This is a genomic window from Spongiactinospora rosea, from assembly GCF_003315795.1.
In the GTDB taxonomy this organism is placed as follows: domain Bacteria; phylum Actinomycetota; class Actinomycetes; order Streptosporangiales; family Streptosporangiaceae; genus Spongiactinospora; species Spongiactinospora rosea.
The window spans coordinates 375253-394609 of sequence record NZ_QMEY01000002.1; the positions used below are offsets into that span (position 1 = coordinate 375253).

General features: G+C 73.7%; 1 protein-coding gene (cut by a window edge). It reads right to left on the reverse strand.

What is annotated here, in order from left to right:
- On the reverse strand, nucleotides 1-19342 hold the 5' portion of the coding sequence (locus DP939_RS07125) for a type I polyketide synthase (RefSeq protein WP_199565000.1). The gene continues 590 nt to the left of window position 1, outside the view; the window shows 19342 of its 19932 coding nt (coding positions 1-19342); its start codon is at nucleotides 19340-19342; its stop codon lies beyond the left edge, outside the window.
- Between the last annotated feature and the right edge of the window lie 15 nt (nucleotides 19343-19357).

Sequence of the window (19357 nt, forward strand, 5' to 3'; positions counted from 1 at the left end):
GCGCCGTCAGGTCATACCGGACCGGCACCAACGCGGGCGCGCCGACCGCCAGCGCGGTGTCGAGCAGGGACAGGGCCTCTTCTGCCTCGAAGGGGACCATGCCCCAGCGGCGGATCCGCTGGACCTCGGTTTCGCCGAGCCGGCTCCCGAGACCGTGGTCGCCGCCCCACAGGCCCCAGGCCAGCGACACCGCCGGACGCCCTTGGGCGCATGCCTGCTGGGCCAGGCCGTCCAGGAACGCGTTCCCGGCCGCGTAGTTGGCCTGGCCGGGGTTGTCCACAAGGGAGGCGATCGAGGAGAACAACACCAGCGCCGTTTCCCTGGGCAGCATGTCGTTCAGATGCCAGGCGGCGTCCACCTTCGGCCGCAGCACCTGTTCCACCTGCTCAGGGGCCAACTCGGCCAGCACCGCGTTGGAGCCGATCCCGGCCGCGTGCACCACCGTGCCGAAACTGCGGCCCGCCAGCAGATCGGCCACCGCTTGGCGGTCGGTCACATCACAGGCCACGACTTCCGCGCCCAGCTCATCACGCAACTCTGCTGCGCCGGGGGCGTCCAGGCCGCTGCGGCTGACCAGCACCACGTCCTGTATTCCGTGGGTGGTGACCAGGTGGCGGGCGACCAGCGCGCCCAAACCGCCCGTGCCTCCGGTGATCAGCACCGGGCCCCGCAGCTCTGCGGATTCGGTGGTCTCCGCCCGGGTCAGGCGCGGGATCAGGACCCGTCCGTCGCGGACGGCGAGCTGGGGTTCGTCCCCGGCCAGCAGGACCGGGCCATCGGTGTCCACCAGCACGAACCGGCCCGGGTACTCCGCCTGCGCCGATCGCACCAGACCCCACACCGCAGCCCCCGCCAGATCGCTCACGGCTTCGGTGTCAGAAACCGCCACCGCGCCACGGGTCACGATCAGCAGCCGCGATTCGGGGGACCGCTCCTCGCTCACCCACTCCTGAAGCGTGGTGAGCACTTCCTGAACGGCTGCCCGTACCCCCTCGGGCCCGTCACCGGCCGGACACTGCAACACCACCGCCTCCAGCACCGGCCCGTCGGATGGGAGGTCGGTCGGGGACCAGTCCAGCCGGTAGAGCGAATCGCCCTGCCGGGTCTGCGCGGCCTGGATCTGCTCGACGGACACCGGCCGGGCGACCAGCGATCCGATCGACGCCACCGGCCTGCCGGCCGGGTCGGCCAGCTCGACCGCCATCTGATCGCCTGTGGTGACGACCCGTACCCGGACGGCGGACGCCCCCGTCGCGTGCAGCGACACTCCACTCCAGGCGAAGGGGACCATCGGGGTCTGCGGCCCGTCCATGGCGCGGACGGCGAGGGAGTTGACGTGCATGGCGGCGTCCAGCAGGGCGGGATGCAGGCCATAGCCCGTGGTGGTGACGTCGTCGGGCATGGCGACCTCGGCGTACAGGTCGTCGCCGTGCCGCCAGGCGGCCCGCAGCCCCTGGAAGGCCGGGCCGTAGCCGTAACCGGCCGCCGCCAGTTCGTCGTACACCCCGGTGACGTCCAGGGCCTCGGCCCCCTGCGGCGGCCAGGCCGTCGCCTCCCAGACCTCCCGCTTGTCGTCGGGGGTCACCGTGCCGGATGCGTGCAACGTCGTACCGGACGGGGCCACGCTGTAGACCGCGACCGGCCGACGCCCGGCCTCGTCCGCGCCCTCGACCACTACCTGAATCGCGATTCCGCCCTGATCGGGCACCACCAGCGGCGCGTAGAGCGTCAATTCCTCGACGCTCCGGCACTCGACCTGGTCTGCGGCCTGCAACGCCAGTTCCACGAAGGCCGTGCCGGGCAGGATGACCTGCCCAAGTACGGCATGGTCGGCCAGCCACGGCTGTTCGCCGATGGCCAGGCGGCCGGTCAGGACCACGCCACCCGAGCCGGGCAGGGAGATCATCGCGCCCAGCAGGGGGTGATCGGCGGGGCGCTGGCCCATCCGGGTCACGTCCCCGGCCTCGTGCGCCGGTTCCAGCCAGTAGCGTTCGCGCTGGAAGGCGTACGTGGGCAGGTCCACCCGGCGACCCCGGCCGGCGAGCGCCTGCTTCCAGTCCACGGCCAGGCCGGAGGCCCAGGCGCGACCCAGGCCGGACCAGAGGGCTTCGACCTCGGGGCGGTCCTTGCGCAGCAGCGGGACGAACAGCCGCTCCTCGTTCATCGCGGAGAGCACGCCATCGGGGCCGATCTCCACGAACCGGGTCACACCATCGGCCGCCATCGCCGTAACGCCGTCATCAAAACGCACTGTCCGGCGCACATGCTCGACCCAGTACTCCGGCGAACACACCTCCTGGCCCGCCCAGGTCCCCGACACATTCGACACCAGCCGAATACGCGGGCTCGTATACGTCACCCGGGAAGCCGCCTCGGCGAAGGCGTCGAGCATCGGGTCCATCAGCCCCGAATGGAAGGCGTGCGAGACGCGCAACCACCGGCTCCGCCATTCCACCCCGGCCGCGAAGTCCTCCAGCACCTCCCGCGCCCCGGAGACCACCACGGCCGAAGGCCCGTTCACCGCCGCGATCGACAGATCAAGTCCCGCTATCGCCTGGGCGACGTCGGTCTCAGTGGCGGCGACGGCCAGCATCGCCCCGCCTTCGGGGAGGGCCTGCATCAACCGGCCCCGGGCCGCGACGAGCGCCGCCGCATCGGTCAGCGAAAAGACTCCTGCGATGTGCGCGGCGGCCAGCTCGCCGATGGAGTGGCCCATCACCGCATCGGGCAGCACACCCCACGATTCGACCAGCCGATAGAGACCGACCTGGAGGGCGAACAGCCCGCACTGGGCGTAGGCGGTCTGCTCCAGAGCCGAAGCATCGGTGCCCCACATCACCTCGCGCAGCGGCCGGTCCAACATCTGATCGGTGACCGCGCAGGCCTCGTCGATGACCCCGGCGAACACCGGGAAGGTCTCGTACAGCTCCCGGCCCATCCCCAGCCGTTGAGACCCCTGCCCCGAGAACAGCATCCCGGTCCGGCCCGACACCGGCCCGGTCCCCGGGACCAGTCCGTCCAGCGCGGCCAGCAGCTCATCACGATCCCCGGCCACCAGGACCGACCTGTTCTCCAGCGCCGCCCGATTGGTCAGCGAGACCGCCACATCGGCGATCTCCAACTCGGGGTGCGTACGCAGGTGCTCGGCCAGGCGTCCGGCCTGCTCGCGCAGCCCCGCCTCGCTCCGCGCCGACACCACCACCGGCACCACGCCGGACGGCTGCGATTCGGCGGGCTCCGCTTCCGGGGCCTGTTCCAGGATGACGTGCGCGTTCGTCCCGCTGATCCCGAACGAGGACACCCCCGCCCGGCGCGGCCGATCCACCTCGGGCCACTGCTGCGCGTCGGCCAGCAGCTCGACCGCTCCGGCCGACCAGTCCACATGCGGGGTCGGCTCGTCCAGGTGAAGGGTCTGGGGCAGTACGCCGTTCCGCATGGCCATTACCATCTTGATCACACCGGCCACGCCCGCCGCCGCCTGGGTGTGGCCGATGTTGGACTTGATCGAACCCAGCCGCAGCGGCTCCTCGCGGTCCTGTCCATAGGTGGCGAGCAACGCCTGCGCCTCGATCGGGTCCCCCAGCGTCGTCCCAGTCCCGTGCGCCTCGACCACGTCCACATCACGGGTCTCCAGTCGGGCGTTCGCGAGCGCCTGCCGGATCACCCGCTCCTGCGAAGGCCCGTTCGGCGCGGTCAGCCCGTTGGAAGCACCGTCCTGGTTCACGGCCGAGCCGCGCAGTACCGCCAGTACCTGGTGACCATTGCGCTGAGCGTCCGACAGCCGCTCGACCACCAGGACCCCGGCGCCCTCGCCCCAGGCCGCGCCATCGGCCGCCGCCGCGAACGACTTGCTCCGCCCGTCCGGCGCGAGCCCGCGCTGCCGGGAGAACTCCACGAAGGAGTCCAGCGTGGCCATCACCGTCACACCGCCGACGAGCGCCAGCGAGCACTCCCCTTGCCGCAGCGACTGCGCGGCCAGGTGCAGCGCGACCAGCGACGACGAGCACGCCGTGTCCACCGACACCGCCGGACCTTCCAGCCCGAACGTGTAGGACACCCGCCCCGACACCACGCTGCCGCTGCTGCTGGAGTCGGCGTAGTCGTGGTACATCACCCCGGCGAAGACGCCGGTCCTGCTGCCGCGCAGCCCGTGCGGGTCGATCCCGGCCCGCTCCAGCGCCTCCCAGGAAACTTCGAGCAGCAGCCGCTGCTGCGGGTCCATCGCCAGCGCCTCGCGCGGGCTGATCCCGAAGAACCCCGGATCGAACTCCGCCGCGTCGTACAGGAACCCGCCGTCGCGGACGTACGTGTGACCGGGCAGGCCCGGCTCCGGGTCGTACACCGCGTCGGTGGGCCACCCGCGATCCGCGGGGAACCCGGAGATCGCGTCCACGCCCCCGGCCACCAGCCGCCAGAGCCCTTCGGGCGAGTCCACCCCGCCCGGGTACCGGCAGGACATCCCCACGATCACCACGGGATCGTCATCGAGGGCCACCGCCGCAGCCTGCACCGGAGCCGCCGCACGCGCGGTCCCGGCCAGCTCGCCCAGCAGGTACTCGGCCAACGCGCTCGGCGACGGGTAGTCGAAGACCAGCGTCGCCGGAAGCCGCAGCCCGGTCACCGAGCCCAGCCCGTTCCGCAGTTCCACCGCTGTCAGCGAGTCGAAGCCCAGGTCCGAGAACGCCCGTTCCGCTTCCACGGCCTCCGCCGACCCGTGCCCCAGTACCGACGCCACCTGCGTCCGAACCAGGTCGATGACCACCCGCGCGCGTTCGGCCTCGGTCAGCCCGGCCAGCCGCGCGCCCAGTCCGTCCTGCGGCGCCGCCTCAGCGGTCCGGTCCCGCTTGACCGGTACCAGGCCGCGCAGTGCGTTGGGCACGGCTTCGCCCTGGGCGCGCAGCGCGGCCAGGTCCAGCTTCACCGGCACCAGCGCCGGGGCGTCCACCCCGAGCGCCGCGTCCAGCAGGGCCAGCCCTTCCTCGGCGCTCAGCGCCAGGACTCCGCCGCGCCCGGCCCGCGACCGGTCCACGTCGGCCAGCGAACCGCCCATGCCCTCGGCCTGCTCCCACAGACCCCAGGCCAGCGACAGACCTCCCCGCCGCCGCGAAGCCAGCGCGTCCAAGAACGCGTTGCCCGCCGCGTAGTTCGCCTGCCCGGCCGCACCCAGCACCCCCGACAGCGACGAGAACACCACGAACGCCGACACATCCGGCAACAGCTCGTGCAAATGCCAGGCCGCGTCCACCTTCGGCCGAAGAACCGTGCTCAGCCGCTCCGGCGTCAAAGCCTCCACCACACCGTCGTCCAGCACACCGGCCGCGTGGACCACGGCACCTATGGCACGGCCCGCCAGAAGCCCGGCCACCGCGTCCCGATCGGCCACATCACACGCGGCGATCTCGACCGAAGCGCCCAGCCCGGCCAGCTCATCACGCAGTTCCGCCGCGCCGGGAGCGTCCAGCCCACGCCGCCCGACCAGCAGCAGTTCCCGAACCCCGTGCACGGAAACCAGGTGCCGGGCCACCAGCGCGCCCAGTCCGCCCGTGCCACCGGTCACCAGCACCGGACCCGTCAGCCGTGGCGGCTCCTCGCCCGCCGGCCGTACCCGGGCCAGCCGGGGCACGAGCACCCGCCCGTCCCGGACCGCGTACTCCGGTTCGTCGCCCGCCAGCAGTACCGGCCCATCGGTGTCGGCCAGCACGAACCGCCCCGGGTGCTCGGTCTGCGCCGACCGCACCAGACCCCAGACCGCCGCACCCGCCAGGTCCTCCACGACCTCCCCGGCGGTAGCGGCCACCGCGCCACGCGTCACGATCACCAACCGCGAGTCGCAGCACCGGTCGTCGGCCAGCCACCGCTGCACCAGCCCGAGCGCCCATCGGGTCGCCTGGTGGACGGCCTCCGGGCCGTCGTCCGGCCCGGCCTGCGGGCACATCGCGACCACCGTCGCCGGGGCCTGGCCGTCCCAGTCGAAGCGGTCCCCGCTGAGCACGTACGCGTCGGTCTCAAGCGAAGGATCGCCCGCCGGGTTCCACTCCACCCGCAGCAGCGAACCGTCCGGGCCGCTGCTGAACTGCTTGGGCGCGACCGCCTTGGCCACCATCGACTCGATCGTGGCGACGAGCCTGCCGGTCTCGTCGGCGACCTCCATGGCGATGCCGTCGTTGCGGTTGTGCGCGTCCGGCGGGACCAACCGTACCCGGAGGGAGGCCGGGCCGCCCTCGTACAGCCGTACGCCGCGCATCGAGAGCAGCACCGGCACCAGGCCGCCGGGGATGTTCTCCGCCTCCTCGACCAGTTGGACGTGCCCGGCGGAGTCCAGCATGGCCGGGTGGACGGCGAACAGCGCGGCGTCGGCCTGGTACTCGGCGGGCAGCCGTACCTCGGTGAACCATTCCTCGCCGCGCCGCCACGCGGCCCGCAGGCTGCGGAACGACGGGCCGAAGTTGTAGCTGAGCCGGGCCAGCCGGGCGTACAGGTCGGTGGTGTCCACGGGTTCCGCGCCGGTCGGCGGCCACACGGTCAGGCCGGTGGCAGGTGCCGGTGTGCCGTCCGACGTGCTGAGGAAGCCGGTGGCGTTGCGGATCCACTCACCGGGTTCGTTCAGGTCCGGGCGGGCGTCGCCGTCGAAGCGGTAGTGCATGCCGATCGGGCGGCGTCCGGCCGGGTCGGGTGCGCCGATCCGGATCTGGAGCTGCGCGCCGCCGGTCTCCGGGAGGATGATCGGGGCCTGGAAGTTCAGCTCGTCCACGCGGTCGCAGCCGATCCGGCGGCCGGCCGACAGCGCCAGTTCCAGCAGGCCGATGCCGGGCAGGATCGGCATGTGCATGACGTCGTGGTGGGCGAGCCACGGGTGGGTGCTCTGCGACAGGCGGGTGGTGAACATCCAGCCTTCGCCGTCGGCCAGGCTGAGCGCCGCGCCGAGCATGGGGTGATCCACGCTGTCCAGGCCGAGCCCTTCGGCGCCGCCCGACCCGCGCTTCGGGCCTCCGGTCAGCCAGTGGCGGGTGCGCTGGAAGGCGTACGTGGGCAGCGCGGCCTTCTCGCCGTCGCCCAGTACGGCCGCCCAGTCCACCGATACGCCGTTGGCGTGCAGGTCGGCGACCGCCCGGATGATCGTCTGCTCCTCGGGGCGCGACTCGCGCAGCGCGGAGGTGGCGAAGACGTCCTCGGTGACGCAGTGCCGGGCCATCGCGGTGAGCGTGCCGTCCGGGCCCAGTTCCAGGAAGGCAGTGACACCTTGGGCGGCCAGCCAGTCGATGCCGTCGGCGAAGCGTACGGCCTCACGGACGTGCCGTACCCAGTAGTCGGGGGAGCACAGCTCCTCGTCCGGCACGGGTGCGCCGGTGAGGTTGGAGACGATGGGGACGGCGGGCGGCCGGAAGGTCAGCTCGGCCGCCACCCGGCGGAACTCCTCCAGCATGCCGTCCATGTGGTGGGAGTGGAAGGCGTGGCTGACCCGCAGCCTGCGGGTGCGGCGGCCCTGGGCCGCCCAGCCGGCGGCGAACGCGGAAACGGCCTCCTCGTCGCCGGAGACGACCACGGACGCGGGGCCGTTGACGGCGGCCAGCGCGACGCCCTCGGGCAGCGGGGTGACCTCGGTCTCGGCCGCCTGGACGGCGATCATCGCGCCGCCGCGCGGCTGCGCCTGCATGAGCCTGCCCCGGGCGGCGACCAGCCGGGTCGCGTCCTCCAGGGACAGGACTCCCGCGACGTGGGCGGCGGCCAGTTCGCCGATGGAGTGGCCGAGCAGGTGGCCGGGGCGTACGCCCCAGCCGTCCATCAGCCGGTACAGGGCCACCTCGACGGCGAACAGCGCCGCCTGGGCGTACATGGTCTCGTTGATCAGGCCGGGGTCGGCGAGCACGTCCTGGAGGGGGCGATCCAGGTGCCGGTCCAGGTACGCGCACACCTCGTCGAACGCCTCGGCGTACGCGGGGTGCCGCCGGTACAGCTCGGACCCCATGCCCACGCGCTGGCTGCCCTGCCCGGTGAACAGGAACGCGACCTTACCGGGCCGCGCCTGCGCACTGGCGGTCGTGCCCTGCGCGAGCGCGTCGAGATCGCGCAGCAACGCCGCCCGATCGGCGGCGACCACCGCGGCGCGGTACTGGAAGTGCGTCCGCCCGGTGGCCAACGTCCGCGCCACCGCGTCCGGCGCAAGCGTGGAATGCGCGGCCAGGTGATCCCGCAGCTTCCCGGCCTGCGCCCGCAACGCCTCCACACTCCGCCCGGACACCACATAGGGCAGCGTTCGATCCGCCCCACCGTCCTCGACCGCCGGAGCGGGGGTTTCGGGGTGTTCGAGGATGATGTGGGCGTTGGTGCCGCTGATGCCGAAGGCGGAGACGCCCGCGCGGCGGGGGTGGCCGTCGGGGTGCCAGGGGACGGGCTCGGCGAGGAGGCGTACGTCGCCGGAGGACCAGTCCACGTGGGGGGTGGGCCGGTCGGCGTGCAGGGTCGGGGGGAGTACGCCGTGCCGCATCGCCATGACCATCTTGATCACACCGGCGACGCCCGCCGCCGCCTGGGTGTGCCCGATGTTGGACTTGACCGTGCCCAGCCACAGCGGCTCGGCGCGGTCCTGGCCGTACGCGGTGAGCAGGGCCTCGGCCTCGATCGGGTCGCCGAGTACCGTGCCGGTGCCGTGGGCCTCCACCGCGTCCACGTCGCCGGCCGTAAGGCCCGCGTTGGCCAGCGCCTGCCGGATGACCCGCTGCTGGGACAGGCCGTTGGGGGCGGTCAGCCCGTTCGAGGCCCCGTCCTGGTTGATCGCCGAGCCGCGGACCAGGGCCAGTACCGGGTGCCCGTTACGCCGGGCGTCCGACAGCCGCTCCAGCACCAGCACCCCGGCGCCCTCCGCCCAGCCGGTGCCGTCGGCCGACGCGCCGAACGCCTTGCACCGCCCGTCGGCCGCCAGGCCGCCCTGCTTGCCGAACTCGGTGAACCCCATCGGGCTCGACATCACCGCCACGCCGCCGGTGAGCGCCAGCGAGCACTCCCCGTTGCGCAGCGACTGCACGCCCAGGTGCAGCGTGACCAGGGAGGACGAGCAGGCGGTGTCCACGGTCACGGCGGGCCCTTCCAGGCCCAGCACGTACGCGACCCGCCCGGACACCACGGCCCCCGAAGTACCGGTGAGCAGGTAGCCCTCGGCCTCCTCAGGAAGGTCCTCCACGTCGTCGGAGTAGTCGGCGTTGCCGACGCCGGTGAACACCGCGGTCTGGCTGCCGCGCAGCGTGGCCGGGTCGATGCCGACGCTCTCGATGGCCTCCCAGGCGGTCTCCAGCATGAGCCGCTGCTGCGGGTCCATGGTGACCGCCTCGCGCGGGCTGAGCCCGAAGAAGGACGCGTCGAACATCGCCGCGTCGTACAGGAAGCCGCCCTCGCGGACCTGTACGTCGCCGAGCGCGTCCAGGTTCCAGCCTCGGTCGGCGGGGAACGCGCCGATGGCGTCCACGCCCCCGGCGACCAGTTCCCACAACTTCTGTGGCGTGTCCGCGCCACCGGGGTAGCGGCAGCTCATGCCGATGACCGCGATGGGGTCGTCGTCGAGCGCGGCGGCCGGTACGGTCTCGGCGCGGGCGGGCAGGTCGTCCCCGCCGGGCAGCAGGGTGCCGAGGTGGGCGGCCAGCGCGGCGGCGTTGGGGTGGTCGAAGACGAGCGTGGTGGGCAGCCGCAGGCCGGTCGCGGCGGCGGCCCGGTTGCGCAGCTCGACCGCCATCAGCGAGTCGAACCCCAGCTCCTTGAACGCCCGGTTCATCTCGACCTGGTCCGCGCCTCCCAGCCCGAGCACCGCCGCGACGTGCGTGGACACCAGCTCGCGCAGCACGGCGTCACGCTCGGCGCGGGAGACCCCGGCGAGCCTGCCCGCGAGCCCCGAGTCGGTCCCGGCCTGCGGGGTCTCGGCGGCGAGGGCCCGTACCTCGGGCAGGTCGCCGATCAGCGCGCTCTGCCTGGCGGCGGTGAACCCCGGCACGAACCGCGCCCAGTCGATGTCGGCGACGACGGCGTTGGCCTCGCCCTGGCCGGTGACCAGGCGCAGCGCGGCGACGGCCTCCTCGGGCGGCATCGCGTAGAGGCCGCGCCTGCGGAGCTGGTCGGCGGCGACGCTCTCGCCCATGCCCGCCCCGGCCCAAAGGCCCCAGGCGATGGCGGTGGCCGGGAGTCCCCTGGCCACGCGGTTCCGCGCGAGCGCGTCGAGGTAGGCGTTGGCGGCGGCGTATCCGGCCTGGCCGCCGCTGCCCCAGATGCCCGCGCCGGAGGAGAACAGGACGAACGCCTCCAGGTCGCCGAGCAGTTCGTCCAGGTTGGCCGCGCCACCGGCCTTGGCGGCGAGGGCGTCGGCCAGTTCCTCCGGGGTGGTGTCCTCGATCGTCGCCGAGGTGGCCGCCCCGGCGGCGTGGACGACGGCGGTGATCCGCGTTCCCTCCGCCGCCAGGCGTCCGAGCAGGGCGGCGACCTGGTCGCGGTCGGCCACGTCGCAGGCGGCGATCTCGGCGTCCGCGCCGAGTCCGGCCAGTTCGGCGCGCAGGTCCGAAGCGCCGGGCGAGTCCGCGCCGCGCCTGCTGGTGAGGACCAGCCGGGTGGCCCCGGCGCGGGCCAGGTCCCTGGCGACGTGCGCGCCGAGCGCGCCGGTACCGCCGGTGATCAGTACGGCCCCGCCCGGCGTCCACGGCCGCGCCTCGGCGGGCGCGGTGGCCCGCGCCAGCCTGCGGGCGAACACCCCGGACGGGCGCAGCGCGATCTGGTCCTCACCGTGCGAACCGGCGAGGACCCGGCAGAGGCGGTCGGCGGCACGCCCGTCCAAGGCGTCGGGGAGGTCGATGAGGCCGCCCCAGGTGGATGGGCGTTCCAGGGCGGTGACCAGGCCGAGACCCCAGGTCTGGGCCTGCGCCGGGCGGCGCAGCGCGTCGGACCGGCCGATGGACACCGCGCCGCCGGTGGCGCACCAGAGGCGCGTCTGGAGTTCGAGGGCGTCCAGGGCCTGGACCAGGGCGAGCGTGACGGCGAGGCCCACCGGCACATGGAGCCGATCTGTCAGGGGCGTCTCGTCCAGCGCCGCCAGGCACAGTACGCCCGCCGGAACGCGGTCGCCGAGCAGGGCGGACAGCCGGGCGGCGAGGGCGTCCCGGTCGGTGTCGGCCTCGGTGGTGGCCAGGGTGAGGACGTCGGCCCCGTGCGCGGCCAGTACCTCGTGCACGCCCTGAGTGTCCGGGCCGACCACGACCCAGGTCCCGTCGAGCCGGTCCGGGCCGGTGACGGTCACCGGCTTCCAGGTGACCTCGTAGCGCCGGCCGTTCACCACGGCCTCGGTGTTGCGCCTGCGGTGCCAGGTGGCCAGTGCGGGCAGTACCTCGCCGAGCGGCCCCTCGTGGTCGATCTCCAGGGTGGCGGCGAGGGCTTGCAGGTCACCGCGTTCGACGGCCTGCCAGAAGCCGGACTCCACGGTGGTCGCGCCGGCGGCCTCCTCGGGCGCGGCGTCGGGCCAGTAGCGCTGCCGCTGGAAGGCGTACGTCGGCAGGTCCACCCTGCGCCCGCCCGCCGTCAGCGCGGGCCAGTCCACGGCCACGCCGTTCACCCACGCCTCGGCGAAGGACAGCAGCAGCCGGTCAAGGCCGCCGTCGTTCCTGCGCAGGCTGCCGACGGCCGCGGCGGGCACGCCCGCCGCCTCCGCGGTCTCCTGCACGGCCACGGTGAGCACGGGGTGCGGGGTCATCTCGACGAACACGCGGTGGCCGTCGTCGAGCAGCCGCCGGGTGGCGGCCTCGAAGTTCACCGTCTCGCGCAGGTTCCGGTACCAGTAGGCGGCGTCCATGCCGGAGCCGTCGATACGTTCGCCGGACACCGTGGAGTACACCGGCACCGTGCCGGGCACGGGGGACACTCCGGCCAGGGTCTCGGCCAGGGCGTCGGCGATCTCCTCGACCTGCGGGGAGTGCGAGGCGTAGTCCACGGGGAGGCGGCGGGCGCGTACGCCGTCCTCGGTGGCCTGGGCCATCAGCTCGTCCAGCGCCTGCGGGTCGCCGGACACCACGACTGTGCCGGGGCCGTTCACCACGGCGATGGACACGCGGCCCGCCCAGGGGGCCAGCCGGTCGCGGGCGGCGCTCTCGCCCTCGGCGAGGGAGAGCATGCCGCCGCGCCCGGCGAGCACGCCGAGGGCGCGGCTGCGCAGCGTCACGACGCGGATGGCGTCGGCCAGGCTCAGCGCGCCCGCCACGCAGGCGGCGGCGATCTCGCCCTGGCTGTGGCCGACGACCGCGGCCGGGGTCACCCCGGCGGCCCGCCAGGTCTCGGCCAGGGAGACCATCACGGCGAACAGGACGGGCTGCACGACGTCCACGCGTTCCAGGCCGGGGGCACCGGGGTCGCCGCGCAGTACGGCGGTCAGGGACCAGTCCACCAGGGTGGACAGCTCGCGTTCGCACTCGGCCAGGCGGGCGGCGAAGACGGGCGAGGACTCCAGCAGGTCCACGGCCATGCCCGCCCACTGCGAACCCTGGCCGGGGAAGACGAACACCACGCCACCGGCCGCCGCGCTCTCGTCCAGCGCGCCGGGCCCACCGGCCACGACGTTGTCGGCGCCCTCCCCACGCTCCAGCGCGGCGAGCCCGCCCGCCAGCGCCTCCCGCTCCGCCCCGACCACCACGGCCCGCCGCCCCAACGCCGACCGCGTGCTCGCCAGCGACCACGCCACGTCCCGCAAATCGGCGTCCTCAGCGGGGTGGGCGGTGAGGCGGCCCGCCTGAGCCCGCAACGCGGCCTCCGAGGCGGCCGACAAAACCCACGGAACAACGGCCGCCGGCCGCCCCGAGTGGGTCGGCTGGCCCGGCTGAGCAGGCCGGCCCGACTGGTCCTTCCCGTTCCGCTGGTCCGGCAGGCCCGACGACTCCGGCTGGTCCGGGCGGGTCGGGGGGGCCTCCTGGTGGGGGGGTTGTTCGATGATGACGTGGGCGTTGGTGCCGCTGACGCCGAAGGAGGAGATGCCGGCGCGGCGGGGGCGTTCGCCGGCGGGCCAGGGGACGGGGTCGGTGAGGAGTCGTACGTTGCCCGCCGACCAGTCGACGTGGGTGGTGGGCTCGGTGACGTGCAGGGTGCGCGGCAGGGTCTCGTGGCGCAGGGCCATGACCATCTTGATCAGGCCCGCGACGCCCGCCGCCGCCTGGGTGTGGCCGATGTTCGACTTGATCGAACCGAGCCAGAGCGGTTCGTCCCGCCCCTGCCCGTACGTGGCCAGCAGCGCCTGCGCCTCGATCGGGTCGCCCAGGGTGGTACCGGTGCCGTGCGCCTCCACCGCGTCCACCTCGTGGGCCTCAAGCCCCGCGTTCGCCAGCGCCTGGCGGATGACGCGCTGCTGGGAGGGCCCGTTCGGCGCGGTCAGGCCGTTGGAGGCCCCGTCCTGGTTGATCGCCGACCCGCGTACGACGGCCAGCACCTCGTGCCCGTTACGCCGGGCGTCCGACAGCCGTTCCAGGACCACGAGCCCGACGCCTTCGGCCCAGTTGGTGCCGTCGGCGCTCTCGGAGAACGCGCCGCAGCGCCCCGCCGGGGACAGCCCGCGCTGCCTGCTGAACGTGACGAACGTACTCGGAGTGGACATCACCGTCACGCCGCCCGCCAGCGCGATCGAGCACTCCCCCTGCCGCAGCGACTGCGCCGCCAGGTGCAGCCCCACCAGGGACGACGAGCACGCCGTGTCCACCGACACCGCGGGCCCCTCCAGCCCGAGCGTGTACGCGACCCGCCCCGAGATCACCGAGCCCGAGGTGCCGGTGCTCAGGTACGCCTCGGTGTCCTCCGGCACGCTGAACTGGCCGTCCATCATGTAGTCGGGCAGCCCGAAGCCGACGAACACGCCCGCGGGCGTCCCCCTGAGCCCGGCCGGGTCGATCCCGGCCCGCTCCAGCGCCTCCCAGGCCGCCTCCAGCACCAGCCGTTGCTGCGGGTCCATGGCCAGCGCCTCGCGCGGGCTGATCCCGAAGAACGCGTTGTCAAAGTCGCCCACGCCGTCCACGAATCCGCCTTCGCGGACGTAGGTGGTGTGCGGCCGTTCCGGGTCCGGGTCGTACAGGGCGTCGAGGTCCCAGCCGCGGTCGGCGGGGAACGGCGAGATGGCGTCCACCCCGCCCGCGACCAGCCGCCACAGTTCCTCGGGGCTGTCGGCCCCGCCCGGGTAGCGGCAGGACATGCCCACGATCACGATCGGGTCGTCGTCGGCCGCGGTGGTCACGCGGGGGCCCTGCGCGGCCTTGGCCCCCGACACCTCCGCGAGCAGGTGGCCGGTGAGGGCGAGCGGCGTCGGGTAGTCGAAGATCAGCGTGGCGGGCAGGCGCAGGCCGGTGGCGGTGGCGAGGGCGTTGCGCAGTTCGACGGCCGCCAGTGAGGTGAACCCGAGATCCTGGAAGGCCCGGCCCGGTTCGACGGCCGCCGCGGACTTCTGGCCGAGCACGGCCGCGACGTGCGTACGTACCAGGGCGAGCACCTGCTCGCGGCGCTCGCGTTCGTCCAGCCCGGCCAGGCGGCGGGCGAGCGAGGAGCCGGTCGCCGCCGACCGGCGCGAGGGGCCGCGCAGCTTGGCGGCCAGCGCCCCCGGCCGCGCGTGGTCGATCTTGACGGGGGCCAGGCTCGCCGCGACGCCCCCGGACAGCGCGCGGTCGAGCAGGTCCAGCGCCTCGTCCGTGGGCAGGGAGAGTACGCCGGACTCCCGCATCCTGGCCGTGTCGCCGCCGGCGAGCCGCCCGGCCATGGCGCGTTCCTCGTCCCATGGACCCCACGCGAGGGACAGGGCGGGCTTGCCTTCGGCCCGGCGCTGTTCGGCCAGGGCGTCCAGGAAGGCGTTGGCGGCGGCGTAGTTGGCCTGCGCCGGGCCGCCCAGCACACCCGCGACCGACGAGAACAGCACGAACGCCGACACGTCCGGCAGCAGTTCGTGCAGGTGCCAGGCCGCGTCGGCCTTCGGCCGCAGGACCGCCGCCAGCCGTTCCGGCGTCATGGCGTCGATGACGCCGTCGTCCAGGACTCCGGCGGCGTGGAACACGGCGTCGAGGTCGCGGCCCGCCAGGAGCGCGGCCAGCGCGTCGCGGTCGGCCACATCGCAGGCCACGATCTCGACGTTCGCGCCGAGGGCGGTGAGGTCGTCGCGCAGTTCGGCCGCGCCGGGGGCGTCCGGGCCGCGGCGGCTGACCAGCAGCAGGTCCCGTACTCCGCGCTCGGCGACCAAGTGCCGGGCCACCACGGGGCCCAGGCCGCCGGTGGCCCCGGTGATCAGTACCGTGCCGGCGGGAGTCCAGCCGGGGGTGTCGCCGTCCGCCGCCGCCCTGGTCAGGCGGGGTACCAGGACCCGGCCTTCGCGGACGGCCAGCTCCGGCTCGGCCGCCGACGCCGCGATCTCCACCGCGGTCAGATCGTCCAGGTCGGCCAGGACGAACCGGTCGGGGTGCTCGGTCTGCGCCGAGCGCAACAGCCCCCAGACGGCGGCGTGCGCCAGGTCGGCCGGGCTTTCGCCCGGCCGCGCGGCGACCGCTCCCCGGGTGGCGATGACCAGGCGCGCGGCGGCGTACCGCTCGTCGGCCAGCCACTCCTGGGTCACGGCCAGCACGTACGCGAGCGTCTGACGGACCGCGTCCGGCACGTCGCCCGCCGAAGCCGGGCACACCAGCACCACGGTCTCCGGGACGCCCGCCTCGGCCAGCGCCGCGAGGTCCGGGTGGACCGGCGTACCGGGCAGCGCCGCCTGGAGCGCCGCCGCGTCGGGGCCGGTCGCCAGGAACGCGCCCGGGGCGGCGGCCCGGGGCGGGGTGTGCCGCGACCAGGTCAGCCGGTAGAGGGATTCCAGCGAGCCGTCCCGCGCGGCCTGCGCGGAGATGATCTGCTCGACGGGCAGCGGGCGCAGGGTGATCGAGGTGGCTTCGGCGACCGGCTGCCCCGTCTCGTCGGTGACGGTCAGGCGGGGGCCGCTGATGTGGACGCGCAGGGTGCGGGAGTCCGAGGCGTGCAGCCGCAGGCCGGTCAGGACGGCCGGGGCGGTGGGCTCAGTGGTGTCCAGGAGGGTCCTGACGTGCAGGGCGGCGTCGAGAAGGGCGGGGTGCAGGGCGTAGCCTGCGGACTTCACCTCGTCGGGGAGGGCGACCTCGGCGTACAGGTCGTCGCCGCGCCGCCAGGCGGCCCGCAGGCCCTGGAACGCCGGGCCGTGGGCAACAGCGGGGCGGTCTTCGTCGTACACGCCTTCGACGTCCACGACCTCGGCCCCGGGCGGGGGCCAGGCGACCGGTTCCTCCCAGACGTCCTGGGGGTCGTCGGGGGACAGCGTGCCGGACGCGTGCAGGGTCGTCGTGGTCCGGTCCCGGCTGTAGACGGCCACCATCCGGCGTCCGGCCTCGTCCGCCGCGTTCTCGACGACCACCTGGATCGCGACTCCGCCGTCCTGGGGGACGAGGAGGGGGGCGTGCAGGGTCAGCTCTTCGATCGTGCGGCAGTCGGTCTGGTCGGCGGCCTGGAGGGCGAGTTCGGCGAACGCGGTGCCGGGGAGGACGACCTGGCCGAGTACGGTGTGGTCGGCCAGCCAGGGCTGATCTTGCACGGACAGGCGGCCGGTCAGCACGACGGAACCGGGCAGTGTGATCACCGCGCCGAGCATCGGGTGGTCCGCCGCCGTCTGCCCGAGGGAGGCGGGGTCGCCGCTAGCGCTGCTGGTCTGCAACCAGTAGCGCTCGTGCTGGAAGGCGTACGTCGGGAGATCCACCCGGCGACCCCGGCCGATGAGGACGGTCTTCCAGTCCACGGTCAGGCCGGAGGCCCAGGCGCGGCCAAGGCCGGACCACAGGGCCTCGACCTCGGGGCGGTCCTTGCGCAGCAGCGGTACGGACAACCGGTCCTCGTTCATGGCGGACAGCACGCCATCGGGGCCGATCTCCACGAACCGGGTCACACCGTCGTGAGCCATCGCGGTCACGCCATCGTCGAAACGCACTGTCCGGCGCACATGCTCGACCCAGTACTCCGGCGAAGCCACCTCCTGGCCCGCCCAGGTCCCCGACACGTTCGACACCAGTGGGATACGCGGGCTCTCGTACGTCACCCGGGAGGCCGCTTCCGCGAAGGCGTCGAGCATGGGGTCCATCAACGCCGAATGGAAGGCGTGCGAGACCCGCAGCCAGCGGGACCGCCACTCCACCCTCGCCGCGAACTCCTCCAAGACCTCCCGAGACCCGGACACCACCACCGCAGCAGGCCCGTTCACGGCGGCGACCGACAAATCAAGCCCTGCCATGGCGTCGATGACATCGGCCTCAGCGGCGGCGACGGCCAGCATCGCCCCGCCTTCGGGCAGGGCCTGCATCAACCGGCCCCGGGCCGCGACCAGGGCCGCCGCGTCGCTCAGCGAGAAAACTCCTGCGACGTGCGCGGCGGCCAGCTCGCCGATGGAGTGGCCCATCACCGCATCGGGCAGCACACCCCACGATTCGACCAGCCGATACAGCCCGACCTGAAGGGCGAACAGCCCGCACTGCGCATAGGCGGTCTGCTCCAGAGCCGAAGCGTCCGACCCCCACATCACCTCACGCAGCGGACGGTCCAAAACCTGGTCCGTGACGGCACAGACCTCGTCCACCACACCGGCGAACACGGGGAAGGTCTCGTACAGCTCCCGGCCCATACCGAGACGCTGAGAGCCCTGCCCCGAGAACAGCATCCCGGTCCGACCGCCCACCGGCTCGGCACCCGGGACCAGCCCATCAAGCCCATCGAGCAATGCCTGACGGTCCCCGGCGACCACCACCGCACGCCGTTCCAGCGCCGCCCGCGCCGTCAGCGAGACCGCCACGTCGGACAGTTCCAGCTCAGGATGCTCGCGCAGATGCTCGGCCAGCCGCCCGGCCTGCTCAAGCAACCCGGCTTCACTCCGCGCCGACACCACCACCGGCAGCACACCGGACGACTGAACCTCGGCAGGCTCCTCCTCCGGAGCCTGCTCCAGAATGATGTGCGCGTTCGTCCCGCTGATCCCGAACGACGACACCGCCGCCCGGCGCGGCCGATCCACCTCAGGCCATTCCCGGGGTTCGACCAGCAGCTCAACCGCACCCGCCGACCAGTCCACATGCGGCGTCGGCTCATCGACGTGCAACGTACGCGGCAACACCCCGTGCCGCATCGCCATGACCATCTTGATCACACCCGCCACACCGGCGGCGGCCTGCGTGTGCCCGATGTTCGACTTGATCGACCCCAGCCACAGCGGCTCGGCGGCCCGATCCTGCCCGTACGTCGCCAGCAGCGCCCGCGCCTCGATCGGGTCCCCCAGCGTGGTCCCCGTCCCGTGCGCCTCCACCGCGTCCACGTCGGCGGTCGAGAGTTGCGCGTTGGCCAGCGCCTGCCGTACCAGCCGTTCCTGCGAAGGCCCGTTCGGCGCGGTCAGCCCGTTGGAGGCCCCGTCCTGGTTGATCGCCGAGCCGCGCAGCACCGCCAGCACCTGGTGTCCGTTGCGCCGGGCGTCCGACAGCCGTTCCAGCACGAGCACGCCCGCGCCCTCGGACCAGCTCGCCCCGTCCGCAGCGGCCGCGAAGGACTTCGACCGCCCGTCGGGCGCCAGCCCCGACTGACGGCTGAACTCCACAAAGGTCCCCAGCGTGGCCATCACCGTGACGCCGCCCGCCAGCGCCAGCGAGCACTCCCCCTGCCGCAGCGACTGCGCCGCCAGGTGCAAGGTCACCAGCGACGACGAGCACGCCGTGTCCACGGTGATCGCGGGCCCTTCCAGCCCGAACGTGTAGGACACCCGCCCGGAGAGCACACTGGCGTGCACCCCGGTCCCGATGTATCCGTGCAGTTCCTCGGGGATCGGCCCGCCGGTCGCGTAGTCGTCGTACATGACCCCGGCGAACACGCCCGTCTGGCTGCCCCGCAGCGCGTGCGGGTCGATCCCGGCCCGCTCCAGCGCCTCCCACGACACCTCAAGCAGCAACCGCTGCTGCGGGTCCATCGCCAGCGCCTCGCGCGGGCTGATCCCGAAGAACTCCGAGTCGAACGCCGCCGCGTCGTACAGGAACCCGCCCTCGCGCACGTACGACGTGCCGGCCTTGCCACGGTCGGGGTCGAACACCGCGTCGATGTCCCACCCGCGATCGGCCGGGAACGCGGAGATGGCGTCCACGCCCCCGTCCACCAGCCGCCACAACCCCTCAGGGCTGGTCACGCCACCCGGGAAGCGGCACGACATGCCGACGATGGCGATCGGCTCACGCGCCTTGTACTCCACCTGGCGCAGCCGGCGGCGGGCCTGTTGCAGGTCGGCGGCGGCGCGCTTGAGATATTCGCGAAGCTGGTCGTCAGTCGCCATGGGAGACACCAATCT